The 26,655-nt window shown below is 57.2% G+C and carries 20 protein-coding genes; 9 read left to right on the top strand and 11 right to left on the bottom strand.

Annotated elements, in window-relative coordinates:
* The gene (gene gshA / locus ENH71_RS01625) at positions 1-1,638 is read left to right on the top strand and encodes a glutamate--cysteine ligase (RefSeq protein ID WP_294132847.1); all 1,638 of its coding nucleotides are present in this window, start codon (positions 1-3) and stop codon (positions 1,636-1,638) included.
* 48 nt (positions 1,639-1,686) lie between these two features.
* On the opposite strand, the gene ENH71_RS01630 is transcribed toward gshA, so the two are convergent.
* From ENH71_RS01630 to ENH71_RS01640, 3 genes are read right to left on the bottom strand one after another with little or no spacing between them, the layout of a single operon-like run.
* Complete coding sequence (locus tag ENH71_RS01630; protein ID WP_294132845.1) at positions 1,687-2,196, bottom strand: disulfide bond formation protein B; 510 nt, start codon at positions 2,194-2,196, stop codon at positions 1,687-1,689.
* Positions 2,193-3,605 carry a mechanosensitive ion channel family protein gene (locus ENH71_RS01635; RefSeq protein ID WP_294132844.1) on the bottom strand — a complete coding sequence of 471 codons (1,413 nt, stop codon included), beginning with the start codon at positions 3,603-3,605 and terminating at the stop codon, positions 2,193-2,195. Before ENH71_RS01635 ends, ENH71_RS01630 begins: the two co-directional genes overlap by 4 nt.
* A 38-nt stretch (positions 3,606-3,643) precedes the next feature.
* Positions 3,644-3,820, bottom strand: coding sequence for a hypothetical protein (locus ENH71_RS01640; RefSeq protein ID WP_294132843.1), 177 nt, complete (start codon positions 3,818-3,820; stop codon positions 3,644-3,646).
* Between the two features lie 50 nt (positions 3,821-3,870).
* Here ENH71_RS01640 and ENH71_RS01645 point away from each other — a divergent pair, with 50 nt between their 5' ends.
* Positions 3,871-4,269, top strand: a complete 399-nt coding sequence (locus ENH71_RS01645) for a flagellar basal body-associated FliL family protein (protein ID WP_294132842.1) — start codon at positions 3,871-3,873, stop codon at positions 4,267-4,269.
* Positions 4,270-4,294: 25 nt separating this feature from the next.
* On the opposite strand, the gene ENH71_RS01650 is transcribed toward ENH71_RS01645, so the two are convergent.
* A complete protein-coding gene (locus ENH71_RS01650; RefSeq protein WP_294132839.1) occupies positions 4,295-6,430 on the bottom strand; it encodes a dihydrolipoyl dehydrogenase family protein in 2,136 nt (711 codons plus the stop codon).
* Between the two features lie 119 nt (positions 6,431-6,549).
* Here ENH71_RS01650 and hemB point away from each other — a divergent pair, with 119 nt between their 5' ends.
* The 4 genes from hemB to ubiD all read left to right on the top strand — a co-directional run bounded on the left by hemB (position 6,550) and on the right by ubiD (position 11,516).
* Entirely contained in the window at positions 6,550-7,575 is a 1,026-nt protein-coding gene (hemB, locus tag ENH71_RS01655; RefSeq protein ID WP_294132837.1) for a porphobilinogen synthase, read from the top strand.
* A 122-nt stretch (positions 7,576-7,697) separates the two neighbouring features.
* Positions 7,698-8,024, top strand: a complete 327-nt coding sequence (gene trxA / locus ENH71_RS01660) for a thioredoxin TrxA (RefSeq protein ID WP_294132835.1) — start codon at positions 7,698-7,700, stop codon at positions 8,022-8,024.
* A 350-nt stretch (positions 8,025-8,374) separates the two neighbouring features.
* Positions 8,375-9,634 carry a transcription termination factor Rho gene (gene rho, locus ENH71_RS01665; RefSeq protein WP_294132832.1) on the top strand — a complete coding sequence of 420 codons (1,260 nt, stop codon included), beginning with the start codon at positions 8,375-8,377 and terminating at the stop codon, positions 9,632-9,634.
* A 418-nt stretch (positions 9,635-10,052) separates the two neighbouring features.
* Positions 10,053-11,516 carry a 4-hydroxy-3-polyprenylbenzoate decarboxylase gene (gene ubiD / locus ENH71_RS01670; RefSeq protein WP_294132829.1) on the top strand — a complete coding sequence of 488 codons (1,464 nt, stop codon included), beginning with the start codon at positions 10,053-10,055 and terminating at the stop codon, positions 11,514-11,516.
* Between the two features lie 49 nt (positions 11,517-11,565).
* On the opposite strand, the gene ENH71_RS01675 is transcribed toward ubiD, so the two are convergent.
* The 4 genes from ENH71_RS01675 to hemC form a co-directional block, all read right to left on the bottom strand.
* The gene (locus ENH71_RS01675) at positions 11,566-11,805 is read right to left on the bottom strand and encodes a heme biosynthesis HemY N-terminal domain-containing protein (protein WP_294132827.1); all 240 of its coding nucleotides are present in this window, start codon (positions 11,803-11,805) and stop codon (positions 11,566-11,568) included.
* A gap of 40 nt (positions 11,806-11,845) precedes the next feature.
* On the bottom strand, positions 11,846-13,201 hold the full coding sequence (locus ENH71_RS01680; protein ID WP_294132825.1) for a uroporphyrinogen-III C-methyltransferase: 1,356 nt from the start codon (positions 13,199-13,201) through the stop codon (positions 11,846-11,848).
* A 5-nt stretch (positions 13,202-13,206) separates the two neighbouring features.
* Positions 13,207-13,995 carry a uroporphyrinogen-III synthase gene (locus ENH71_RS01685; RefSeq protein WP_294132823.1) on the bottom strand — a complete coding sequence of 263 codons (789 nt, stop codon included), beginning with the start codon at positions 13,993-13,995 and terminating at the stop codon, positions 13,207-13,209.
* A gap of 69 nt (positions 13,996-14,064) precedes the next feature.
* Positions 14,065-15,003 (bottom strand): hydroxymethylbilane synthase, encoded by a 939-nt coding sequence (gene hemC, locus ENH71_RS01690; protein ID WP_294132820.1) that lies wholly within the window; start codon positions 15,001-15,003, stop codon positions 14,065-14,067.
* A 133-nt stretch (positions 15,004-15,136) separates the two neighbouring features.
* On the opposite strand from hemC, the gene argH reads away from it, so the two are divergent.
* Positions 15,137-16,537, top strand: coding sequence for an argininosuccinate lyase (gene argH / locus ENH71_RS01695; protein WP_294132817.1), 1,401 nt, complete (start codon positions 15,137-15,139; stop codon positions 16,535-16,537).
* A gap of 227 nt (positions 16,538-16,764) precedes the next feature.
* Here the strand turns inward: argH and ENH71_RS01700 are convergent, their stop codons facing one another.
* Genes ENH71_RS01700 through ENH71_RS01710 form a run of 3 tightly spaced genes read right to left on the bottom strand, consistent with a single transcriptional unit; the run spans position 16,765 to position 25,018 of the window.
* A complete protein-coding gene (locus tag ENH71_RS01700; protein ID WP_294132815.1) occupies positions 16,765-18,588 on the bottom strand; it encodes an ATP-binding response regulator in 1,824 nt (607 codons plus the stop codon).
* The gene (locus ENH71_RS01705; RefSeq protein WP_294132814.1) at positions 18,585-24,335 is read right to left on the bottom strand and encodes a GMC family oxidoreductase N-terminal domain-containing protein; all 5,751 of its coding nucleotides are present in this window, start codon (positions 24,333-24,335) and stop codon (positions 18,585-18,587) included. Before ENH71_RS01705 ends, ENH71_RS01700 begins: the two co-directional genes overlap by 4 nt.
* The gene (locus ENH71_RS01710; RefSeq protein WP_294132813.1) at positions 24,332-25,018 is read right to left on the bottom strand and encodes a response regulator; all 687 of its coding nucleotides are present in this window, start codon (positions 25,016-25,018) and stop codon (positions 24,332-24,334) included. Before ENH71_RS01710 ends, ENH71_RS01705 begins: the two co-directional genes overlap by 4 nt.
* 257 nt (positions 25,019-25,275) lie before the next feature.
* Here ENH71_RS01710 and lptM point away from each other — a divergent pair, with 257 nt between their 5' ends.
* Entirely contained in the window at positions 25,276-25,437 is a 162-nt protein-coding gene (gene lptM, locus ENH71_RS16145; RefSeq protein WP_414704697.1) for an LPS translocon maturation chaperone LptM, read from the top strand.
* Entirely contained in the window at positions 25,397-26,653 is a 1,257-nt protein-coding gene (gene lysA, locus ENH71_RS01720) for a diaminopimelate decarboxylase (protein ID WP_294132811.1), read from the top strand. Before lptM ends, lysA begins: the two co-directional genes overlap by 41 nt.
* Positions 26,654-26,655: the final 2 nt, after the last annotated feature.

The following is a 26,655-nucleotide window of genomic DNA, read 5'->3' on the forward strand; positions in this document are numbered from 1 at the left end:
ATGACAGTCGCACAGGCTGTCATCGTAACCGCCGGCACCGGCAGCAGATCACCAGAGGCTGACATTTTGTCCAAAGCATTCAAAGCATCACTTGAGCGGTTTCAACTGCCGGAGTTCAAACCAGCCTGGGCAAAGATTCAGCGGGGCATTGAAAAAGAAAGCCTGCGGGTGACGCCCGAAGGCCGCCTTGCACAAACGCCACATCCGGTCGGCATGGGCTCCGCGCTGACTCACCCCTATGTCACTACAGACTACTCGGAAGCACTGGTAGAGCTGATTACACCGGTATCAGACTCCATCGATGAATGCCTGACATTTCTGGAAGACCTGCACAAATTCGTTTATCACAACCTGCCCGAGGGTGAACGCCTTTGGGTAGCCAGCATGCCCTGCCTGCTGGAAAGCGAAGCCCAGATTCCACTGGCGCAATACGGCAACTCCAACATGGGCCGGCTAAAAACCCTTTACCGGGAAGGTCTGGGCCATCGTTATGGCCGGTTGATGCAGACCATCGCCGGTATTCATTACAACTTTTCCATGCCCGACGCTTTCTGGGAAGACTTCCGGTCCGTGTCCGGCTCCACCGAATCCATGCAGGCGTTCCGCACGCGCAAGTATCTGCACCTGATCCGCAACTTCCATCGTTATTCGTGGTTGCTGGTGTATCTCTTTGGCGCCTCGCCGGCGGTGGCTCGCTGCTTCACCGATGACCGCAATCATGATCTGCAGGCACTGGATGCCGCCACGCTGTACAAACCCGACGCCACCTGTCTGCGCATGGGCGACCTGGGTTACAAAAGTGACGCCCAGCGTTCCATTTTTGTGTGCTACAACGACCTGAACAATTATATCGACAGCCTGTACTCGGCGCTGTCGACACCGTATCCGCCCTATCAGCGCCTCGGCCTGAAGCGTGATGACCATCATCTGCAGATCAACACCAACCTGTTGCAACTGGAAAACGAATTTTACGCCACCATCCGCCCCAAACGGGTCGGCGATGGCAAGCGCCCGCTGCAGTTGCTGAAAGAAAGCGGCATTCAGTACATAGAAGTACGGGCACTGGATCTGAATCCTTTCCTGCCACTGGGCATTGATGCGGAACAGATTCACTTCCTGGACGCATTCCTGGTGTATTGCCTGCTGGCAGACAGTCCGGAATGCGTGAAAGCAGAGAATGAGGAGATTGAAAAAAACCTGGCACTGACCGTTAATCGCGGACGCGAAGCCGGGCTGGAACTGAACCGCAACGGTAACCCGATAACGCTGAAGAGCTGGGCCACTGAATTGATGCAGGATATCGGCTTCAGCGCCGGCCTGCTCGATCACGCGCATGCGACGGACGCCTATTCCGCAGCGCTGGCAGCACAACAGAACAAGGTGGATGATCCCTCGCAAACGCCGTCAGCGAAAATTCTGCAGGCGCTGCGTGACAATAACCAGCCATTCTGCAAATTCGGCATGCAGCATTCGGAAGCGGTTCAGCAGGGTTTCATGAAAAGCACGCTGTTGCCATCACGGCTCGATCACTTTACCGCGACCAGCGCACAGTCGCTGGCGGCACAGGCACATGCCGAGGCCAGCGACGAACTGGATTTCGACAGCTTCCTGACGCAGTGGAACGACTACCAGCTGTAGCCAGACTCCCGGACCCGACCGACCATACAGGTCCGGGAAGGCAGCTCGCTAGCGGCGGAAGGCCTGAAACAGACACAGACTGAACAGTGCCACAAAACCCATCAGGGCCAGCTCGGGAATCGAGAAGATGCCGAGAAAGCGCCAGTTTACTTCAGCACAATTGCCGTCGCCTACCAGCAAAAAGCTCAGCGTATCCATCAACGGAAAGTTGTCCAGCATGTAGCTGAAACCCGGACCGCAGGCAGGCACCTGGTCTTCCGGCAGGTAGGTCAGCCAGATTTGGCGAATGGCAAAATAGGCACCTGCCACACACATGGCCGCAGCCAGCATGCCATAGTTGCGCCGACCGCTTGTGCCGGGATTGTGAATCGCGGCGAACAGACAGACCAGGCCCGCCGCCACCACAAACACGCGCTGGGTGATGCACAAACCGCAGGGCTCCAGCAGCATCACGTGTTCCATGTAGAGCGCGGCGCCGATGATCAGCGCCGTCGCCAGAAAAATCAGCAGATTCAGTAATCGTGAGTTCGGCATCAGCGCCATGAGTCGGGCTATCATCTGGTTTCTTCCTGCTTGGTGGATTGGTTCCCGGAGGATTCATTTTCGCGTTGGCCGGATTCATCGCCCGGCTCACCTTCCGGCGTATCTTTCAGGCTGCGGGCATCATCATTGGCATTATCTGACAGCGAGCGCCCTTCGGCAAACGCACGCATGTCCCTGCCGCTGGGCTGCTGGAACACCTGCAGTCCGAATTCCGGCAGTATTGCCAGCAAGTGGTCAAAAATATCGGACTGGATACCTTCATATTCCACCCAGTTTACGGTATTGGTGAAGCAGTAAATCTCTATCGGCAAACCATCCGGACCCGGCCCCTGGTGCCGGACAATCAGGGTCAGATCCTGACGCACGCGTTCACTGGCACGCAGATAATTCACCATGTAGGCCCTGAACGTCCCCAGGTTGGTCATGCGACGGGTATTGACCGGTTCCTTGCCGCGCTCTTCCAGCTTGGTGTTCCAGTCATCCAGCTCCTCCTGCTTCTCCTTCAGGTAGTCCTGCAGCAATGAGAAACGGCCCAGGCGCTCAACCTCCTCAGTGCTCAGGAAATGCACGCTGTTCTGGTCCAGATACACAGCCCGCTTGATACGGCGTCCACCGGTCTCCCGCATACCCCGCCAGTTCTTGAAAGACCCGCTGATGAAGCGCCGCGTCGGGATGGTGGTGATGGTCTTGTCCCAGTTCTGCACTTTGACGATGTGCAGTGCGATATCAATGACATCACCATCAGCACTGAGCTCCGGCATCTCGATCCAGTCGCCGACCCGAACCATATCGTTGGAGGTAATCTGCACACTGGCAACCAGCGACAGCAGGGTGTCCTGAAAAACCAGCATCAGCACGGCAGCCAGAGCACCCACACCCGACAGCAGGATGACCGGTGAGCGGTCCAGCAGTGTTGCAATCATCAGCAATACGGCGACGGCATACAATACGATTTTGAGGACTTGCAGATAACCCTTGATCGGCCGATCCAGCGCTTCCGGGCGTCGCTGATAAAGATCGTTGATCAGGTCCATGATCGAACCCAGCGCCAGCGCGATGGTCAATACGATAAACGCATTGCCAACATTGGTGACAATCACGACCGCCTCGTCAGGCAGGTCGGGAATCAGCCGGATACCAAAGGTGATGACCAGCACCGGAATGACATTGGCAAGCCGGCGGATGAACCCGAACCGGTAATAAACGCTTTTGTCCCGCTTCAGGCGCTTGCCATTTTCATCGGTCTGCTGCGCACCTTCCAGCAGCGAAAAGACACCACGCACCAATACACGCTTGGTCACCAGATTGAACAACCAGGCCGTCGCCAGCAGGCTCACTACCGCGAGGGCGACGGCGAGCCACTCGTAAGTTTCAAGCCAAACAGTGATCTGATCCGGCAGTAATTGCGTTAAAAACTCAGGCATGCAAACGATTTCTCTTGCGTGGTATTGTAGTGCCCATGCTATCTTCCGGCGATGTCGGCCATGCAGTCAGACATGGCTTCGGACAGGGTGCTGCGGGCCCAATAGGCGCCCATGCTACCAAAGAAGACTTCAGTGGCGCCATCGCCAGCCGATAATGATTTAACAGATGTGCAGGCCTGCTCGCCAACCATCGCCACCCGTACGGGATAAAACATTGATAAGTATCACGAAGGTCAATAAATTTTGGCTCGCAGCAGCCGGTATCATGGCAGCTCTGAGCATGACACCCGCACTGGTCACTGCGGCGGCGCCCGCGCCAGCAGATAATGGCATGGCGAACATGATTTATTACAGCCTGGGCCCCAGCTTCATCACCAATTACGATGGTGCGGGTCGCCTGAAGTACCTGAAAACAGATGTCAGCGTTCGTATTGAGCCCGGCACAGCATCCATGCTGGAGCGTCACCTGCCGTACATCCGCAATCGTCTGGTCACCCTGCTCTCGGCGCAGCTGGAAGAGGACCTGACATCGATACGCGGCAAAGAGCAACTGCGCGCCGATGCGCTTAACGAAATAAAGCAGGCACTGGACATGCTGGAACGCCCCGGTGCCTCAAGTCAGCTTATCAATCTGTATTTCACATCCTTTGTGATACAGCGTTAAAAAAAAGCCCCAAACTCACCACAAATCAAAGCCTTGATCGGAAAAACCGTTCCGCCCAGGGCAGGAGTTTGGCTGGCACCCTGGCACTGCGCCAGGCATTGGCGGCAAATCGATTGGCCTCCAGCAACGTCGGGTAAATATGCGTTGTGCCTGCAATCTTCTTCAGCCCCATGTTATGGGTCATGGCAAACACAAAACTGCCGATCAGCTCGCCGGCATGCGGGCCCACAATACTGGCGCCCAGAATGCGATCACTGCCCGGCACGGTCAGTACTTTGACAAAACCATGAGCAGTGCCATCGGCCAGCGCCCGATCCAGATGATCAAGCTCGTAACGCGTCAGCTCATAGTCAATATCCTGCTCCTGCGCTTCTTTTTCGTTAAGGCCAACCCGCGCGACTTCAGGGTCGGTAAAGGTGGCATGTGGAACCACGCGGTAGTTTGCGGTGAAGGTTTTTAACATCCCGGACAGGGCATTCAGGGTAGCGTACCAGGCCTGAAATGACGCCATGTGGGTGAACTGGTAGGGGCCGGCAACATCGCCACAGGCGAGTATGCTGGGGTACGCCGTGCGCATCGCGCCGTCTACGTTAATCGCGCCGCGCTCGGTCAGCGGCATTTTCAGCTCTTCCAGCCCGAAGCCTTCGACATTGGGCTTGCGGCCCAGTGCCACCAGCACTTTGTCAAATTCAACGTCTTTCAGAGAGCCGTCAGGCGCTGACACAGTCAGGCTGTCGCCGGCCTCGTCAGAGCGGAATGTTTTCATTTCGTGTGCCAGCAGCAGTGTGATGCCACGATCGCGGAAGGCCTGCTCGACAATGTTTGCTGCGTCATCATCCTCGCGCCCCATCAGGTGCTCACTGCGATCCAGTATCGTCACCTCAGAGCCCAGCCTGGCAAAGGCCTGCGCCAGCTCACAGCCAATCGGCCCGCCGCCCAGCACCAACAGGCGCCGGGGCAGCTCGCGCAATTCCCAGACATTATCAGAGTGCAGATAATCGATCTCTGCCAGGCCCGGGACCTCCGGAATCAGCGGCCGGGCACCGGTCGCCACAATGATCGCCCGGGTGTTGATGGTGCGGCCATTGACCTCTACCGTCCAGGGTGAGCGGATGAACGCTTCTCCTTGCACACAGTCAACGCCAAGCGACGTAAAACGCTCTACTGAATCGTGCGGCTCAATGGTTTTGATGACGCTCTGTACTCGTTCCATCACCGCCGCGAAATCTACCTGACCGCTGGCACCCTTAATACCAAACGCTTCCGCCTGGCGAATGGTCTCCGCTACCTTGGCGCTGGCGATCAATGACTTGCTGGGCACACAACCGGTGTTCAGGCAATCACCCCCCATCTTGTGTTTTTCGATCAAGGTGACACTGGCTTTGGCACCTGCGGCAACGATGGACGCGACCAGGCCACCGGACCCGGCGCCTATCACCACCAGATTGGTGTCATACTTCGCCGGCTTTTTGTAGGCTTTCGCCAGACGGTTCCGCCGGATAACGGCGATCAGCGCTTTGCCGACCCACGGCATGGCTGCCAGCAGCACAAACGACAGTATCAGCGAGCCACTGAGCAATCCGCCAAGAGAGCTGATCTGGCCCAGCTCCACCCCGGCATTCACATAAACCGCGGTCCCCAGCAGCATACCGACCTGACTGATCCAGTAAAACGTGAAGGTTTTGATCGGCGTCAGGCCCATCACCAGGTTGATCAGGAAAAACGGAAATACCGGCACTAGGCGCAGGCTGAACAGGTAGAACGCACCGTCACGCTCCACGCCCTTGTTGATGGTTTTTAAAGACCGGCCAAACCGGCCCTGCACCCAGTCACGCAGTAACAGACGTGATGCCAGAAACGCCAGTGTGGCGCCAATGCTGCTGGCAAAAGACACCAGCAATAAGCCCCAGCCGAGGCCAAAAATCGCGCCGCCAAGCAGTGTCATGATAGCCGCGCCGGGCAAAGACAGCGCTGTCACCACCACATAGAGCATAAAATAGGCCCCGGCGGTGAGGATAAAATTGTCGGCGCTGAAATCGCGCAGCGTATCGAGTTGCGACTGCGCATAACCCAGGGTCAGATACTGCCCCAGGTCAAGGCTGATGTACGCGGCGACCGCGGCCGCTATGACTGCGACCACAGCCCATCTGGTTTTATTCATAACTCTCCTGCCAGGCTGATTTGACAGCACTGGATGCAATTTTTTGATCCCGTTGGACGCTGTGCTATAGTTTTTGTCACAAATCAGCCCCTGAACAACGAACTGAGAGCAACAACTCTGTGACCGATCATACCTCACGTAGCAGCACCACGCGCCAATTTCCTCTTACCCGACTGCGTCGCATGCGGCGCGATGAATTCAGCCGACGCCTGATGCGGGAAACGCGACTGACCACAGATGATCTTATCTTTCCCATTTTCATTGTTGAAGGCAACGGCCAACGGCAGGAGATCCCGTCGATGCCGGATATCTTCCGCCTCAGCATAGACGAACTGCTTAAAGAGGCAGCGGAATTAAGCCAGCTGGGCATTCCGGCCATCGCACTGTTTCCCTCGCCCGCCCAGGACACCAAGTCGCTGGACGGACGCGAAGCCTGGAATCCGGACGGCCTGGTGCAGCGCGCCGTCAAGGCCCTGAAAGCCGGATTCCCGGAACTGGGCATTATCACCGATGTTGCGCTTGACCCGTATACGACACATGGCCAGGACGGGATCATTGATGACAATGGTTATGTGCTCAACGAAGAAACCGTCACCGCGCTGGTCAAACAGGCGCTGTCACACGCTGCCGCCGGCGCCGATATCGTGGCGCCTTCCGATATGATGGACGGACGCATCGGCGCCATCCGCCGCGCACTGGAAGAGCAGGATCATATTTACACCCGCATCCTGGCCTATTCCGCCAAATATGCGTCCAGCTACTATGGGCCATTCCGCGACGCTGTTGGCTCCAGCGGCAATCTGGGCAAAGGCAACAAACACACCTACCAGATGGATATCGCCAACAGTGATGAGGCCCTGCACGAAGTCGGGCTGGATCTGGCCGAAGGCGCAGACATGGTGATGATCAAGCCCGGCATGCCCTATCTGGATATTGTGCGGCGGGTGAAGGACGAATTCGGCGCCCCGACCATGGTGTATCAGGTCAGCGGCGAATACGCCATGCACATGGCTGCAGCCCGCAACGGCTGGCTGGATGAGGATGCGGTGGCAATCGAGTCCCTGGTCAGCATCAAGCGCGCAGGAGCCGATGCGATTCTGACCTATTTCGCCAAAAAGGCGGCACGGCTGCTGCAAAGCACTTGAAACCATATTTTTTAGCCTTATGATAGAGACTATAAACCCAGCCCGTCATTAAGCCGCTCAAACCCCTCTTTTTTAACCCGAGGCCTGATGCTTACCCTGACCCAACCATGAAGGAATGTCCTATGAGCGACAAAATCGTTCACATTACTGACGCGAGTTTTGAACAAGATGTACTTAAGGCTGACGGCCCTGTGCTGGTCGATTTCTGGGCGGAATGGTGCGGCCCATGCAAAATGATCGCCCCCGTGCTGGATGAGCTGTCAGAGGAATATTCCGGGCGCCTGAAGATCAGCAAGCTGAATATCGATTCGAACCCCGATACAGCGCCCCGTTATGGTGTGCGCGGCATCCCGACGCTGATTATTTTCAAGAATGGTCAGGTTGAAGCGACCAAAGTTGGCGCCCTGTCGAAATCCCAATTAGCCGCGTTTATCGACAGCGTAATCTGATTACCCTACTTTGCCCTGGTGCCAGCCGTTTTTAACCAGTACTTTTGATGCCGGCACCCGGGCAAAAAATAATGCAGATTTATGTAGACAGCGGCGCTATAAGCATTTATATTCAGCCGCATCCCCGTTACGGCGGCGCGGATTCTAGTCTCTTACCCGAAAGACACCAAACCAGAATCCTTGAGTTGAATCCGACTTTTTAAAGCCCGATTTTAAACCCGACTTTTAAACCTGACCTTTAAACCAGAGTGGCACCCAGCCCGTACTCATACCTGCGTTATTTGTGCTCCGGCTGCGCTGCCCGTTACAGACTTCCTGTATCCCAAAAAAGAACCTAAAAAACCTAGCCTATGAATCTTACCGATCTTAAAAAGCAACCCATTGCCCAGCTTCTTGAAACCGCCGTGGAAATGGGACTCGAAAATCTCTCCCGCACACGCAAACAAGACATCATCTTCGCTATCCTGAAAAAACACGCCAAAAATGGCGAGGATATCAGTGGCGATGGTGTGCTGGAAATTCTGGCAGACGGTTTTGGCTTTCTGCGCTCGTCCGATTCGTCATACCTGGCAGGTCCTGATGACATTTATGTGTCTCCCAGCCAGATCAGACGTTTCAACCTGCGTACCGGTGACACGATTGAAGGCAAGATCCGGCCGCCTAAAGATGGCGAACGTTATTTTGCCCTGCTGAAGATTGCCGAAGTCAATTTCGCTAAACCTGAAAATTCGAAACACAAAATTCTCTTTGAAAACCTGACTCCGCTGTTCCCCACCGAGCGCCTCAAGCTGGAGCTGGGCAACGGCAGCACCGAAGACCTCAGCGCACGTGTCATTGATCTGACCGCGCCCATCGGCAAAGGCCAGCGCGGCCTGATCGTATCACCACCCAAGGCCGGTAAAACCCTGCTGCTGCAGAACATCGCGCAATCCATTACCCGCAACAACCCTGAATGTCGCCTGATCGTGCTGCTGATTGACGAGCGCCCGGAAGAAGTAACCGACATGCAGCGTTCGGTGCGTGGCGAAGTGGTCGCCAGTACTTTTGACGAGCCACCCGCACGTCACGTACAGGTTGCCGAGATGGTTATCGAAAAAGCCAAGCGCCTGGTGGAACACAAAGAAGACGTCGTTATTCTGCTCGACTCCATTACCCGTCTGGCGCGTGCCTACAACACCATCGTGCCATCATCAGGCAAGGTGTTGACGGGTGGTGTCGATGCACACGCACTGGAACGCCCCAAGCGTTTCTTTGGTGCCGCACGTAATCTGGAAGAAGGCGGCAGCCTGACCATCATCGCCACCGCGCTGGTTGAAACCGGTTCGAAGATGGATGAAGTGATCTACGAGGAATTCAAGGGCACGGGCAACATGGAAATCCATCTTGACCGCAAGATCGCAGAAAAGCGCATCTACCCCGCCATCAACGTACGTCGCTCAGGCACCCGTCGCGAAGAGTTGCTGACCTCGGAAGAAGAACTGCAACGCATGTGGATTCTGCGCAAAATCCTCAGCACCATGGAAGACGTGCAGGCCGCCGAGTTCATCCTGGACAAGCTGAAAGACAGCAAGACCAACGATGAATTCTTCAACATGATGAAGCGCAAATAATTTTAAGCTGTCTGCGTTGTATTAACGTCGCAATAGAAGGCCGGTCGATGCTCATTTACTGATGGTAAATTGCGCTCTCCCGGCCTTTTATTTGGCCGGTGCGGAGCTGGCTGGGTAAGGCGGTGATTCCTTGCGGAGTATCAGAGGCCGGTGCGGAGCTACCTGAACAAGGGGTGGGGTCGGCCAGCGACCGCACGCCCTTGTCCAGGTAGCTCTCAGGACTGGTGCTATAGTGCAAGCAAGAATGGCAAGAATGGGGACGGAGGATAACACAACAGACAGTGCCTCCCTCTTTAGCCGGGAAAGAACACTGCGGCAGGGTTCAGATTAAAGCGGGCGTGCGGTCGCTGGCCGACCCCACCCCGCTTTGATCTGGACCCGGCACGCAACCTCGACTCACCAAAGCCAGGAAGAAAACATGTCATTCAAAGACCTCAGAGAATTCATCGCCCTGCTGGAATCTGAAGGCGAACTCAAACGCATCACCGCCCCTGTCGACCCAAACCTTGAAATAACCGAGATCTGCGACCGCACCCTGCGCGCCGGCGGTCCGGCCTTGCTGTTTGAAAACCCCATCGGCTCCGATATTCCTTTGCTGGGCAATCTGTTCGGCAACACGCGCCGCATTGCATTGGCCATGGGTCAGCAGGATCTGCAGGGGCTGCGTGATGTCGGCACCCTGCTAGCGTTTCTGAAAGAACCCACGCCACCGAAAGGCTGGAAAGATATCTGGCAGAATTTGCCAACCTACAGGCAGGTGCTGAATATTGCGCCCTCTGTACGTAAAAAAGCGCCGTGTCAGGATGTGGTGATCAATGAGGCTGATGTCGATCTGGGCATGCTGCCGGTACAGACCTGCTGGCCCGGTGATGCCGGTCCCCTGGTAACCTGGCCGCTGGTAATCACCCGCGGTCCGGAAAAAGAGCGGCAGAACCTGGGTATCTATCGCATGCAGGTGATCGGCAGGAACCGGTTGATCATGCGCTGGCTGTCACACCGTGGCGGCGCTCTGGATTTCCGCGACTGGCAGCTAAAACATCCCGGCGAAGGGTTCCCGGTCTCGATCGCCATTGGCGCGGACCCTGCCACCATTCTGGCAACGGTGACACCGATTCCCGACACCCTGTCTGAATATGCATTTGCCGGCCTGCTGCGCGGCAGCAAGACTGAGGTCGTCAAATGTATCACCAATGATCTGCAGGTACCGGCCAGCGCCGAATTTGTCCTGGAAGGCGTGATTGAACCAGACGACATGGCGGATGAAGGCCCTTTTGGTGATCACACCGGTTACTACAACGAAGTTGATAAATTCCCGGTCTTTACCGTGAAAAAAATCACTCATCGTAAAGATCCGATTTATCACAGCACCTACACCGGCCGGCCGCCGGATGAACCGGCAATGCTTGGCGTGGCACTCAATGAAGTGTTTGTGCCGTTGCTGCAAAAACAGTATCCGGAGATTGTCGATTTTTATCTGCCACCCGAAGGCTGCTCCTATCGCCTGGCGGTGATCAGTATCCGTAAACAGTACCCCGGTCATGCCAAACGCGTGATGATGGGCGCCTGGTCATTCCTGCGTCAGTTCATGTACACCAAATTTGTTATTGTCACGGACGATGACATTGATATCCGCAACTGGCAGGATGTGATCTGGGCGATGACAACTCGCATGGACCCGGCGCGCGACACGATAATGATTGAAAACACTCCCATCGATTATCTGGATTTTGCCTCGCCGGTGTCCGGCCTTGGCTCCAAGATCGGCATGGATGCGACCAACAAATGGCCCGGAGAGAGCACACGCGAGTGGGGTACTCCGATTACCATGGATGAGGGTGTGAAGAAAAAGATCGATGCCATGTGGGACGAGCTGGGCATCTGACCAGCGTAAAGGGGACGGAGGACATTAGTCCTCCGTCCCCTTTACTCGTTTACGCGCCTTTACGTTTGGCGGCGCGCCAGCGGAAGGGATTGAGCCAGCCCAGCAGGCTCAGCAGCAATTTAACGACTGTCAGCGTCAGCAACAGCGCCACCAATAACGCAAACAGACTGGTTTCAAAAGTGTAGTTGCCGTAGGCAATCAGGATGTAGCCCGGATCACGCGCCAACTGGATGGCCAGAAACACGCCGCCGATCAAAGCAAACAGAATCAATATAAACAATCTTCTCATGTGCTTGCTCCGTGCCCTGGTTGTTAAATATCAACGCCGATCAATCAAGTGGCTGCGCGTCGACCTCGGGTGTCGGTGTCGGTGTCGGTGTCGGTGTCGGTTCCGGCTCCGATTCCGGTGTCGGTATGGGTGCTGGTGCTGACGGCGCTGCCGATGCGCTGGCTAGCTGCTGAATCAGTTCTGCCGTTGCCGACAGATCCGGTAGCGCCACTTGCAACTCTTCGGCCTGCAAACGTTCAAGCTCCGCCACCAGTTGCCGGCTGCTAGCACTATCGGACTCGAAATAACGCTGCAGGTTTCTGATGGCCTGCCCCAGTATCTGTCGATACAGCACTTCGTCGCCCTGCACCATGGCCAGTTGCGCCTGCTCCAGCTGTAATTGTAACCGCTGTTTCAGATTGTCCTCCTGCTGCGGCGGCAACATTTCGGTCGGCGCTTCATCCCACTCACGCCAGACAAAGATACTGCGCAGCAGGGCGATACCGGCATCCAGCCAACTGCCCTCTCGCATCGTCTCCGGTGTTTCCTGCCACTGCCCCTGCACACGCTCCTGATAACTTTCCTGACGCGACCCTGCCAGCGTCAACTGCTCAAGATCGTCGCCCAGCGCAATCAATCGCTGCGACACGGCAGCGCGATCGGGTATACGGACATCCTGCAACGCACGCAGATCATCGGACAGGTTCTGTCGCGCGGTGGCCACCAGCAAGCCTTGCTGTCCCGCCAGCAGTGAATCGATGGTGCGCAACAGCAAGGCAGTCGATTCCAGATCCGCTTCCAGCTGCAACTTTTGCTGAGCCAGGCGCATCAGGTAATTCGCTTCGGCATTGAGCCAGCGTGTGTCGCGTTGCTGCAGGTTGCCTACTTGACGCTGCAACGCCCCCACCAGACCCTCAACATCATCCATATCCCGGATGATCTGCTGTTGCAGGCGATCCAGTCGCTGCTGATCAACTTGCTCCTGCTCATCCACCTCCGTCAGTGCGTCCTGCACAGCGCTGCTGCCTTCGCGCAGCAAGGCCGCCTGTTCGGTCAGATCCGCCTGCAGACGCTCCTGCTCTGTCAGCAAACGGTCCCGCTCCGCTTCCACCTCTGCGCGCATCCCGGCCATGACCTGCTGCAAGCGCACATTCTCGGCGCGAACGTCAGCCACCGCCTGGGACACACGATCCTGCGACAGCCACTGTTGATAACCCAGCCAGCCGGTAGCGCCCGCCAGCGGCAGCACTAACAGAAACAGAAATACAATGGCCGCTTTGGCGCCGGCGCCAGTGCTGCTGCGCTTGAGCGTAGCGTTATTCTTACGCCCGATTTCATCAAGCACGCTGGATGTATCCAGTTTCTTGCGACTCCGGAACGGATCTTCACTGGTGAGCGGTTCGTCTGCGTCTGACATGGGTTTTACCTCAACGGACTGGCAATGCTGGCCAGCGCCTCTAGTACAGTTGCGTCATCTGCGCCGCCGGCGTTGATTACCCGCACCAGACCGGTATCCAGCGCGTACTGGCGGATTCGTTCCGACGGCACAACCACGGGGGTCGATGTGATCGCTGACGGATCATTCTTCAGAAAGTGTAGCAACACGTCCAGAATCTGGGCACTGGTCACCACGATGGCATTGATGTGTTCCTGCCGGATCATGTTCAGCAGCATATCACTGCCATAGTCCGGCGTGCGTCGATGATACAGCTCCAGATAGTCCACCGTGGCACCGCGGCTGCGCAGGGTTTCCGCAATCAGCTCCCGGCCACCAACACCGCGAAACAGGGCAATTCGCTGCCCGTCAATATCCTGCAGCCCCGACAACGCCAACAGATGTTCACTGGTAACGCCTTTGTCCGAGCACAAAACCGGCCAATCCAGGACCTGCAGCGCTCTGGCAGTTCCGGGCCCCACAGCATAGGCTGTCAAGCCGGCAGGCACCTGAGGCCACCAGGCGTCAATCCACTGCAGACCGATGCGGGCGGCGTTGGTGCTGATAAAGATGGCGGCATCATACTGGTCCAGGGCCAGTATCCGGCTTTTGATGGCTTCGCAGGCAGCACTGTCGCTGACAGATTCAATCTCGATCAACGGCACTTCACAGACCCGACCGCCCCGCCCGGTTATCGCCTTCACCAGACTCGCGGACTGCAATTGCGGTCGCGTCAGCAACACGTTGATTCCCGTCAGCTGCACCTGATCACTCATGCTGGTTCACTTATGTACGTTCATAAATATCAGATCGTTAATATCAGTTCAGCGCCCGCCGTCAGCCTGTCAGTCTTCCGAGGTCTCATAAAGCGACGCCAGAATTTCATCGGCTCCCTGCGCCAGCAGGTCCTCTGCTGCAGCGATACCCATGGCCTCGGCATCGCTGCGATGGCCGCTGCGCTCAGCACGCAGAATCCGACTGCCATCAACATCACCGACCAGACCGCGCAGATGCAGGTTATCTCCGTCCAGCTCAGCATAACAGGCTATCGGTACCTGGCAACCACCCTGTAAACGTCGATTCAGCGCCCGCTCAGCGATAACCCGGTCTGCGGTATCCTGATGATGCATATCCTGCAACATGGCAATCAGCTCAGCGGCGTCTTCCCGGCACTCGATGCCGACAGCGCCCTGGCCACCGGCAGGCAACGATACTTCAGGCGCGATAAACTGGGCAATGCGCTGATCAAGCTTCAGTCGCAACAGACCGGCGGCGGCCAGCACGATGGCATCAAACTCACCGCTGTCCAGCTTGCCCAGCCGGGTGCCGACATTGCCGCGCAGGCTGCCGATGTGCAGGTCGGGACGCATGCTCAGCAACTGGCACTGACGGCGCAGACTGGCAGTGCCGACCCGGGCACCCTGCGGCAACTCATCGATACTGCCATAAAAGTTGGATACAAACGCGTCACGCGGATCTCCCCGCTCGCAAATGACCGGCAGGAACAGCCCCGGCGGAAACTCCATGGGCACATCTTTCATGGAATGCACGGCGATATCCGCCTCGCCGGAAAGCATTGCCGTCTCCAGCTCTTTCACAAACAGCGCCTTGCCGCCTATCTTGGCCAATGGCGTGTCCAGTATCTTGTCGCCGCGGGTCGATATCGTCACCAGCTCCACACGCAGACCGGGATTTTTTGCCATCAGGGCATCGCGCACAAACTCAGCCTGCCATAAAGCCAGCGGGCTGCGACGGGTAGCGATGCGGATCAGATCTAAAGCCATAATTCTTCCGTTATCAATTGCCAGGAAAACTCTTAATGATTGCCCGCCATTCTACGCCAAAACCGCCCGGAATGCGCCCCGTCACGCGCCTGCATGTTATACTGCGCGGCAATTGACAACGCAGGGACCGACTATGAGCGAGCACAACAAACAGGCGAACACCCAATGGGGCGGGCGCTTTTCCGAAGCCACTGATGCCTTTGTCCAGCGATTCACCGCCTCCGTCAGTTTTGACCAGCGCATGTACCGCCAGGACATTGCCGGCTCTATCGCTCACGCCCGCATGCTGGAAGCTGCCGGTATTCTGACCGCCGACGAGCGCACTGCTATCGAGCAAGGCCTGGCAGACATCAAGACTGACATCGAAGCCGGTACCTTCGAATGGTCGGTAGAGCTGGAAGATGTGCACATGAACATCGAGTCAGCACTGACCAAGCGCATTGGCCTGACTGGCAAGAAACTGCACACCGGCCGATCACGCAATGATCAGGTCGCCACTGATATTCGCCTCTATGTGCGCGATGAAATTGACGTGATCAGCAGTGAGCTGACCCGCCTGCAAACTGCGTTGCTGGACCTCGCCGAACGCGAAGCTGACACCATCATGCCCGGCTTTACGCATTTGCAGACTGCGCAGCCCATTACCCTGGGTCACCACTTGCTGGCCTGGTTCGAAATGCTGGATCGCGACTACAGTCGCCTGCAGGACTGCCGCAAGCGCCTGAACATCTCCCCGCTGGGCTCCGCTGCACTGGCCGGCACCAGCTTTCCGATTGACCGGCACTTTACCGCCGAACAACTGGGCTTTGATGCGCCCAGCCGAAATTCACTGGACTCGGTCAGCGACCGCGATTTTGCCATTGAACTGGCCGCCTGTGGCAGCCTGATCATGACGCACCTGTCGCGCTTCTCCGAGGAGCTGGTGTTATGGACCTCGGCGCAGTTTGACTTTATCGACCTGCCCGACCGCTTTTGCACCGGTTCATCAATCATGCCACAGAAGAAAAATCCCGACGTGCCCGAGCTGGTGCGCGGGAAAACCGGCCGCGTACACGGACATCTGATTGCGCTGCTGACGCTGATGAAATCGCAGCCGCTGGCCTACAACAAGGACAATCAGGAAGACAAGGAACCCCTGTTTGATCTGACCGATACCCTGCGTGACTGCCTGAAAGCCTATGCCGACATGATTCCCGCCCTGCAGGCCAAAAAAGACAATATGTATCTGGCAGCCAAAAAAGGTTACGCCACCGCCACCGATCTCGCCGATTACCTGGTCAAAAAAGGCCTGGCCTTCCGCGACGCACACGAAATCGTTGGCAAGTCAGTGGCCTATGGTATCCGGCAGAAGAAGGATCTGAGTGAATTGAGCCTGGATGAACTGCAACAGTTCTCTGACGTGATCGCTGATGACGTGTTCGCAGTGTTGAGTCTGGAGGGTTCGGTGCAGGCGAGAGATCATATCGGTGGTACCGCGCCCAATCAGGTGCGCAATGCGGTGAAGACCTGTCGTGAGCTGATGCAGCAGCGCTGAACCGGCGCTGGCGGGCTGGCAGTCGGGAGTAAAATGGACCCTGACCCGGGTTTTTAAGACCCGGGCCAGAGCCAGTCCCAATACAACCCTGCTGTCGGGAGGTTCCTTCCCCCTGCAACATCCGATGTTGTATCCAGCAGTACGCAGTTTTCCACAAACACAAGCGCAATCCAATTAGCCAGATGGGTTAGCCAGATGGGTTGATCAGATGAGTTACCCAGTCGCCGTTACCCGGAAGGCAAGGGCGTTTTCATGGCATCCTGTAGCGCTTGCCGAAGCACGTAGTAGTCCACCGGTTTCACCAGCACAACGAAGCCGGCTTCACGAATTTCATTCAGTCTGGCTGAGGACACATTACCCGTGGCCAGCAAAATTCGCTGTCTGGGCAAATGCTGCTGAAGATTGCGCGCAATATCCAGACCGGAGACCTCGTCGTGCAACATGTCATCCAGCAGCACCAGCTCAAAGTCGTTGTCACTGGCCAGCAACCGCTCCAGCTGCTCCGGTGATGCTGCACTGACCACGTGACAGCCCCAGCTTCGCAACAATCCGGTCACCGCATCGAGTATGGCCGCATCATCATCAACCACCAACGCTCTGACCCCCGCCAGGTCGCCCTCGGGCTGCTCCGCCCGGGACAGCATCTGCGCCTCGTCAGCCTGGTCAACAACAGCACGGCTTGGCACATGCACACTGAACGTGCTACCGACCCCCGGCTCCGACTTCAGTGTCAGTTTGATCTCCAGCAATGCCGCTATGCGTTTGACGATCGCCAAGCCCAGACCTGAGCCTTTACCTTTGGATCGTGCCTTGTTGCTGACCTGGTAATAGTCACGGAAGATCCGCTGCTGATCATCTGCCGCAATACCGATACCGGTATCGATGACTGAAATATTAAGGCCACTACGCTGTCGCCTGGCCTGCACGGATACCGAGCCTTTGTCGGTATAACGCACCGCGTTAATGATCAGGTTACGGAACATTCGCTCCAGTAACAGCATATCGGAGCGAACTGTCACCGGAGATACAAAAATGTGCAACTCTACCTTCTTGGCCTGGGCTTCCGGCATGACGCCATCAACGATATTCTTCAGCAATGCATCAAGTCTGAACTCGGTGTGGTCAGCAGTAATGACCCCGGCATCAAATTTGGAAAGATCCAGCAGGCTGTTGAATTGTTCATGCAGCAGGCTGCTGGTCTCGTCAATCTTGTCGATGAGCTCGCGCGTGCGCTCATCGCCTCCCATGTGCCGCAGACTGCCAAGGAACAGAGTCATGGCGTGCAGCGGCTGGCGCAGATCATGACTGGCGGCGGCCATAAAGCGATTTTTCTCTTCATTGGCCTTACGCGCAACATTCAGGGCTTTTTCAATAATGACTTTGTCTTTTTCCAGCTTCAGGTTCTGCTCACGGTTCTCGTCACGAATGCGAATCGACTCGGCAAAGACATCAGCATTGCGACGCCCGAACTGCATCAGCAGAATCATGATCGCCAACATGGCAACACTGATTTCGATATCCGCCGGACTGCGGAATACTGACAGAAATACAATGCCCTGACCCAGGTTGGTCAGCAGCAACAGCGGAAAGCCGCGATAATGAATCGATGAGTTGATGGTCGTGCCTATGGCGTAAATAAGAGTGAGCAATGTGACCGCAAAAACCGCGCGGTCAGAACCCTGCAGACACACCCACCAGTAACCCGAGCCCACTGTGATGGTGCTCAGTAGCGAACTGACGTACAACAGCAGCTCATTACGGTACAGCTCCGACACGGAGGTGAACACCAGACGTTTCTCCACGTAGCGACACACCAGTACCCGGCACAGCGCCAGCAGTATGATCAACCCCACCCATATCAGCAGGTTGACCGGCGGCACGTCCTGCCACAGACCGTAGATATAAATCAGTCCGCTGCCAATCACCAGCCACAAGGCTTTGTGGGACTGGAACACGCGCACGCGCTGTGACTCCGACGTCAGGCTCAGCAGTTGCGGTTCCAGGGCCTGCTCATAACGGGAGAAACCGGTAATGCGATCCAGTACACTCATACGGTCTCCTCGTTTCCATCGCTATTGGCATACCAGACAGGGCCTGCCGGTTGCGCGTCGGGGCCAAACGCCTGCATGCGCAAACGCCTTGCCGGTGCCGGCTCCAGATCCAGTCTGACAAAGTGCTGTTTGGCTGAGCTCAGCAGGATCTGCCGTCCCCTGACATTAATGTGTGTCACCTGTGCCATGCCGGTATTGTGCGCCAGCAGCGAAACGTCAAACTCATCTTGCCAGTCGTAATCGTTGATGTTGGCGTTGACGAAGGCCATGGGCGCATGCAATCCGGATGCACAGACCTGGGTAAGCTGCACCGATTTTTCATCAGCCCCGCCCGGCGTCCTGGCCCCGGTGCTGGCAGTGAGCCGAAGTTGGGCAAAGCAGGAAAAATGCGGATCACCACACAACCAGATAATTTGCTTGCCTAACGCGTGAGTATGCAGCAATTCAATCATCTGCACGATGAATCCCGGGTAGGCCAGCAAACCATCCTGATAGACTGCCGTCGCCGGGTTTGCCCGAACCGCGCGCGAAACAGGCGACAGCGGCGACCCGGTAGCGAGAAACAGCACCGGACTATCCTTGTGTGCCTGTAACCATTGCGTAAAGCCCTGTATCTGATCCGCCTGCAACAGATCATTGCTGCCGTCGTCACCGGACTGCCGGTGCAGACGAGTATCAAAAACAAAGAACGGATAACCCGCGCTGTCAAACTGGTGCCAAAGGCGCAGCGCACGGTCGTCCCATTCGGTGTGGTGATGTGTCTGATACAGCCACGCCATCCGCCGCGCATAATCATAACCCCGGGCAGCAGCATCCGCCTCACCACGCCAGTTATCACGATACTCATGATCGTCTACCGCGAAATAGGTCGGTAGATGTGACATCAGACGCTTTGCCTCGGAACTGCCAAAAACCATGCGGTAGGGATTACGGAATTTTTCATAGTGCGCCCCGGGGTCAAACAGATCAGCAGTGGCATCAGCATATATCTGGTCACCCAGCAGGATCATACAGTCCGCGCCACGCAAACCTTCGGCCGGGTTGTCGCTGACATGCGCCAGCATACCGTTGAAAATGCTCATCGCCCGACTGCGTTCAAACGGCAGGCCCGGGTGCAGACACGAACCCGCGAGCACGGTCAGCGCGGGCAAGGCGTCAGCCGGTTCAGGATTGGCCAGCAGGCGCTCTACCCAGGGTAATCCACGCCAGCGCAGCAACACCTGCTCATTGCCAGCATCTGTCGCCGGCTCACAAGCGGAGTGGTTCGCATAGTTAAGACTGAGCCGGTAGTCAGACGTCTGTGTTGAATCAAAGACGAAGTCATAAAGCCAGAATTCCTGCTGCCAATGGCCCGGCGAATCTGCTCCGCCGGGTTCGTTGGCCGGCAGCGTCGTCGATACCACCGGCGTCAGATGCTCACCGGAAACGGCGGTACTGGTAATGGTCAGGCCCGTTGCCGCCAACGCGGTAAAGTCCTGCGCCTCGACCCACAGCCTGATACGCAACTGTCTGCCACCCGACGCTGTCGGGTGGCAGACAGGTCTGGAAACAATCGGTCCCGTCAATGGTCTGGTCGGCAACTGCGCCGGCGTGTTGCTGCCGCAGCGCCTGACAAATTCGGCGCGCTGTGCAGGTTCGCTGAATCGCCGCTCATAGTGTTGTTGCAATGCGTCATCATCAGCGGCGCAAAAGAACTCATGCAACCGCGGATACACATCGCTGTCAGCCGTTTTGCTGAAAATCATGTCCATGTGGCCATAGCCATCAAGCACATCAATCCAGACATTCTCCGCGGCATAGTCCAACGGACCCAATGCACCTGTCCGGTACTCTCCTGTCCGGTGCCTGTGCCGGAGCCGGGTCAACCGGTCAGCGGACTGCCGTGACGACTCCATATCAAATACAGTGTTGCGATTGCCATGCAGAAAATAGGTAGGGAATGTCCAGTGCCGGGCAAAATTTTCCTCTCGCACATATTCGTTGGCGCCGTCATGGTTGGAGAGCAGGCCCCGGGTCAGGGAAAAATACACCTGCTGCATAACACCGATCGGCACCGGCCCGATCATGCCGGCGAACTGGTAACGGGTGTCATCAGCGATATTGGCATTGTGCCACTGACGCCCCCAGAAAATGGTATAGCGGGTATAAATGGACTGGGCGAAACCGGGACCTCTCCAGTCGCGAAATCCGTTCCAGGCCGACCACTGTTGGCGTTCGTCTGCCGTCATCGCTAGTGCCGCCAGCCGGTCATAAAGCGTCTCCATCAACTCCGGCCCACGATACGGCATCGGTTCAATCACCCGGATCGGCTCCAGATTCTTGACCATTGCCCACAAATTGGCCCTGGCCCGATTTTCGCCCGACGTCGTCAGCCATGGTGTCACCGCGTGTGGCACCAGCGATGCCAGCATGCTTTTGTCACTGTTATCATCAGCGCCAGTACCGTCCTGATTCGATGCCGGGCGATTCAGTTTTCCCGCCAGTACAGCCATGGCGACAGCGCCAGCACCAATGCAATGCGAAAACACGTGAATGCCACGCTGGTGTTGCCCGGCGATGTCCCGGTTTACTTCCGTATAGGCAGTATGTATGGCCCATGGCACGTCGTTTAGCGCGATACTGTCCCAGGTATGTTCTGGTGTTACGTTGCGAACATAGTTGGCACTCGCGCGGTGATCAAGAATCCAGACATCATAATTACGTGCCAGAAAATACTGCACAAAATTGCAGGCAATGGTGTCAGTCCAGAATACCCGGCTGCTGTGTGCCAGACCATGGACAAGCATTAACGATTTACGCTCCGCGACATTACCGGTTGCCGGCTGATAACGCACCAGACGGCTCAACTTTTCAGCATTCTCCGATTCCGGTACCGGGCACTCGTAAACTTCCTTTGGCAGGCTGCTGTATTGCCCGCCAGCACCGTAGGCCATGGTGTCGGGTGGTTCGAACAAACGCCCCTGGCGGTCATCACTTTCCAGCACACTCTTGAGTGCGAAATGGCTGTACGATGGCGCCGCAAATGACCAGAAATGTGTGTGCATGATCATGCGCAGAAAGTACATACCCAGGCCACCGGCAGCGAGCAAGGTCGCCGTTGAGTCCGGCGACCCGGTAATCTGCAGTGGCGTCGAGCCGTGCGTTACCCTCACCGCATCCAGCTCCAGTTCTGCGCCCAGTTTATGGTTATCGGCGGTGCGAAACTCCACTGGCAGGACCATCAGGGCTCTGAGCAGATCGTTCAGGCCCAGACCGTAACCCAGGGTCTTGCGGCCGCTGATGCGTAGACCGTCAGAGCTGCAGAAGTCATAGCGCAGATAACGTCTTTGCGCCTGTAGTTGCGCAATGCGCCAGAATACTTTGGCCTGGGTGTACCACGGCGAAGAATTGGCGGGCACTACCCGGCTTGAACGCACCCGGCGGGTTTTTGCTGGCAACACCCACCCGGCCAGCGCATCCGGGATTTTGACCAACGCATCCATGCTCCGGTATTGCAGATAACGCAGTATCGCACTGATCGTGCGCCACCCGCCGATCAGATGACCAACTGATCCGATGGCGCCCAGTGTGACCTGACCATCAAGCTGAAGCAGTGGTATCAGGTTCCGGTCCGGCGTCGTCAGCACCCCGCCCGCTGAATCCGCAGACAAAGTTGCCTGCGCCCGCAGCGGTGATTGCGGCTTCTGCAGCCACTGCTCCATGGTGTTGTCGCCGTCAAACCGGAACCGGGCATCAAGAACCAGTGCCTTGCTGTCCGCAGGCAGATCCACAGCCGGCAGGTGTTGCCGGAAAAACGACAACACATCAGCGCCTGCATTGACACGGCGACTCCAAGGCAAGAACGACCGCTTGCCATGGTCCAGGTGCAGAACCAGGCGCTCATTGAACTCGGCGGACACCGCCTGCTCCGACGCTACCGGTACCGGGTGCATGCCACCACGCGGGATCTGGCGAAACGGCGCGCTGAGCACCGGCAGCGGCCGCGCGATCACGGCTGAAGCGTTGTTGCCGATTATGTCTGCCGCCAACCGGTAACACAGCGCCGCGATAGTAAGAAAAGGATTGGTGCCGATAGCACCCGGAATAATCGCCCCATCCAGCACGTACAGGTCATCATAAACGCCGGTGGCACTGGCGTTGCTGAACACCTGCCCGCGGGTATTGACCACGCCCCCGGCGATGTCGGCAGCCATGCAGCACCCTCCCAGCGGATGCACTGACACTAATTGTCCGGCAATATCACCGGCCCCTTCCACGATACCGGCAAATTCCGGTGGTAGCGGTTGTGACAGAATATTGGGGGAGAAAACGCCGCCGTCAAAAGTTGTCGATTCATCGCTGCGCAGCTTCAGGTCCATGCGCGCAAAATAGTCCGCCTCTTCCGGTCGCTGCCAGACCGGTTGCAGTCTGTCGTTACTGAAACTCAGCTTGCCACTGCTGGCATCATGCCCCATTAGCAAAAGCGCCTGACTGTGTTCAGCCAGTGAATCGGAAATCGCCAGCACATCATGACCGGGATGAGCACGGTGCCACGCCGATTCGGCACCATCAGCAAAGCGTCGCAACAGATTCTGACTGACCAGCAGCTCCTGCCAGACCTGACGCAAGGGATAGGGGATGACGGCATCTTCCAGCGTAAAACTTTCGCCCTCAGGGCCGCCCTGCAGCGCGACGCTGGCCATGCCCATGATCGTCGGGCCGGGCTCGGTTGCCGGCGGATGCTGACCCGGCGGCGACGCAACGGCACCCACTTTCCCGGACTGCCCGACGCTGAATACCAGACCATCACCGTTGGTGGAAAACCCGCAGCCAAGCCCGGGCGACAGACCCAGGTCATGCGCCTGCTCAGATCGCATCAGTATTTCAGTGCTGCCGAGTGTGCCCGCCCCCAGAATCACTGTCCTGCACTGCACCTGTACCACTTCGTCAGGCCGCGCCGCCGGTGCACAGGTGACGAGCCAGCCGTCCCCGATTTTGCTCAGCGACCTGACGATGACACCGGCGTAGATCTCGGCGCCAAGCTGCCGTATCAAGGGCCAGGCGTTCATGTTCAATGAACCTTTTGCACCCGAGTGACAGCCAATCACACAGTTGCCGCACAGGTTGCACGGCCCGTGATCAGCGCTATGATCAGTGGGACCGGAGAAATTGACCGTCAAGGGTGCCGCAGTTGCGGTGGCGTCCAGTGCCGAGGCGGTGGCAGCCATGGCACGATAGCGGCCGAAGCGCTCGGGCTGCGGATGCCTGTTAACGCCCAACAGTTGCTCGATCTTCACCATTGCCGGCAACAGTTGCTCGCTCCAGTTGTCGTGACCTGTGCCCTGCGGCCAGGATTCAAACACGGCAGGGTCAGGGCGCGCTGCGACGTTGGCGTTGACCAGCGATGTACCACCGACCCCTCGCCCGGTAATGGTGACGACGCCTTTGCCGGCTCGCACGTCCCACAGTGCATTCGGGTTGACCGTGTCAGTCCCGGCATAACCCGGCATGTCGGCCATCGACCTGGGGAAATCATCAGGCAGGTATTCCGCGCCCCGTTCAAATACCCAGACACGCTGCCGCTCCGCCCCGGGTAAATCTGCCTGCGCCTCCATCAGCGCCAGCGACGCCATAGCAGCTCCATAGCCGGAGCCCACCACCAGAATATCTGTGCTCAGGCAGAATGTCCGTTGCCGGGTTTTGTCGAGAAATGGGTAGCCTTGCTCGGCCAGTAGAGTCTCAATCGGCCTGGACAGCCAACTGGTCACGACAGCAGCGCCTCACCATATTGTGCGAGATGACCCGGCTGGATACCGAGTTTGGCGGCGGCATAGACCGCCTCGGTACGGTTCTGCACTCCCAGTGTTCTGAATGCCACCGATAAATGTGCCTTCACGGTGTGGTCGGAGATCTCCAGCTCTTTGGCGATTACCTTGTTGGACTTGCCCTGCACCGCTTTCATCAGCACCTCGAACTGGCGGCGCGACAATCGCATGGGCATATCGCTTTGGCTGCCCGGCGCCTGCCCGGCTTCCGGCCGGCTCGCAACCGGCAAGGGCCCCAGCGCAATGCGGGGCAGATAGGTACCACCGGCAAGCACCAGTTTCAACGCCGAAATCAGCTCTTCACGCGAGGACGACTTGGGAATGAACCCGGCGGCGCCGTGCTCAACCAGATTGCGGATGATACGCGCATCCTCTTCTCCGGACAGCACTACCAGCGTGGCTGACTCAAAGCGTTCACGACACTTGATCAGCGCCTCCAGTCCGTTGACGCCGGGGAGATAATAATCCAGCAGGATCAGATCGATGGGGGCATCATGGTCGGCAAAATCCAGCGCTGCATCCAGACTGCCCGCTTCAAAATACTGCACTTTGTCATCCAGGACCGGCAATAGATATTTCAGCCCTTCACGAAACAGATCATGGTCATCAACCAGCAAAATGCGCACGTGCGCTCTCCTTTCCGCCATAGCTTTATACCCGGTGCGCCCTAGAATACCCTTGAATTGAATTTCAAGTACACCCTGACTGTCTCATATCAGGCGCCGTCGGGCGACTAGCCGGATGGCTAGGTTGCTGCATTGGCGCATGGAAATTAGCCGCCCCACCCCGAACACGGTATAATCGCGCCATTATTAACAGGGCCCCGCCATTAACAGGCCCAGAGCTCGGGATTCTACCAGTGCAACGATCAGCCATTATTGTCATGACAACCATCCTGATGAGCGGCTTGGGCGCTTGTGGCCAAAAGGGGCCCCTGCAACGCCCCGACTCCCAGCAGCTCAGCGGTCAGCTATATGCCGCCCATTACATTGCATCAGGACACCATGAATCCATTTTATTATCAGAACAACGAGCTGTTTGCTGAACAGGTAGCCCTGCGGGACATTGCGGCGGAATTCGGTACTCCGTGTTACGTGTATTCCAGAGCCGCGCTGGAGCACAACCTGCTGGCCTATGAAAATGCCCTCAGCGACACACCCCACCTGACCTGTTTTGCCGTCAAGGCCAACTCCAATCTGGCTGTGCTCAACGTACTCGCCCGCCTGGGCGCCGGCTTTGATATTGTTTCCGGTGGCGAACTGACACGCGTGCTGGCCGCCGGCGGCGAAGCCGGAAAAATCATTTTTTCCGGCCTGGGTAAAACCGAAGCGGAAATCGAGCAGGCGCTGAACGCTGGCATCCTGTGCTTCAATATCGAGTCGGAGCCGGAGCTGGACCGCATCAATGCCGTGGCCGCGCGCCTTGGTGTGCAAGCGCCGATCTCCGTGCGCGTCAACCCGGATGTGGACGCGGGTACCCACCCCTACATTTCTACCGGATTGAAAGAGAACAAGTTCGGCATCGACATTACGCGGGCATTCGCTGTCTACGAGCGCGCGGCGGCCATGGACAACATCCGCATTACCGGCGTTGACTGTCATATCGGCTCTCAGCTCACCTCGATTGATCCCTACCTGGACGCCATTGACCGCGTGCTGCAACTGGTCGATCAACTGAGCGCTGCCGGCATCAACCTTGAACATTTTGACATGGGCGGCGGTCTTGGCGTTGTCTACAACAAGGAGACGCCACCGTCACCGCAGCTGCTGATCGAGGCCGTCAAACGTAAAATGGCCGGCAGAGACCTGATCCTGATGCTGGAGCCGGGGCGCTCCATCGCCGCCAATGCCGGTATCTTCATCACTCGCGTAGAGTTCCTGAAGCACACTGAACACAAGAATTTTGCCATCATCGACGGCGCCATGAATGATCTGCTGCGCCCTGCCCTGTATGGCGCCTGGCAGGAAATCGTGCCGGTATCCACAGCGCAGGCAGACCTGCTCAGCGAGCACCTGTATGATGTGGTCGGGCCGGTGTGTGAGTCAGGAGACTTCCTGGGCAAGGATCGCAGTCTGCGCATTGAAGCCGGCGATCTGTTGGCAGTGCGCTCTGCCGGCGCCTATGGTTTTGTCATGAGCTCAAATTACAATACGCGCAACCGGGCTGCCGAAGTCATGGTTGACGCAGACAAGGCAACCCTGGTGCGGCAACGTGAAACCGTCAGTTACCAGCTTAGCCTGGAAAGCATTCTGGCGGATTGATG

Origin of the sequence: Pseudohongiella sp., from assembly GCF_011050365.1 — a bacterium.
In the GTDB taxonomy this organism is placed as follows: domain Bacteria; phylum Pseudomonadota; class Gammaproteobacteria; order Pseudomonadales; family Pseudohongiellaceae; genus Pseudohongiella.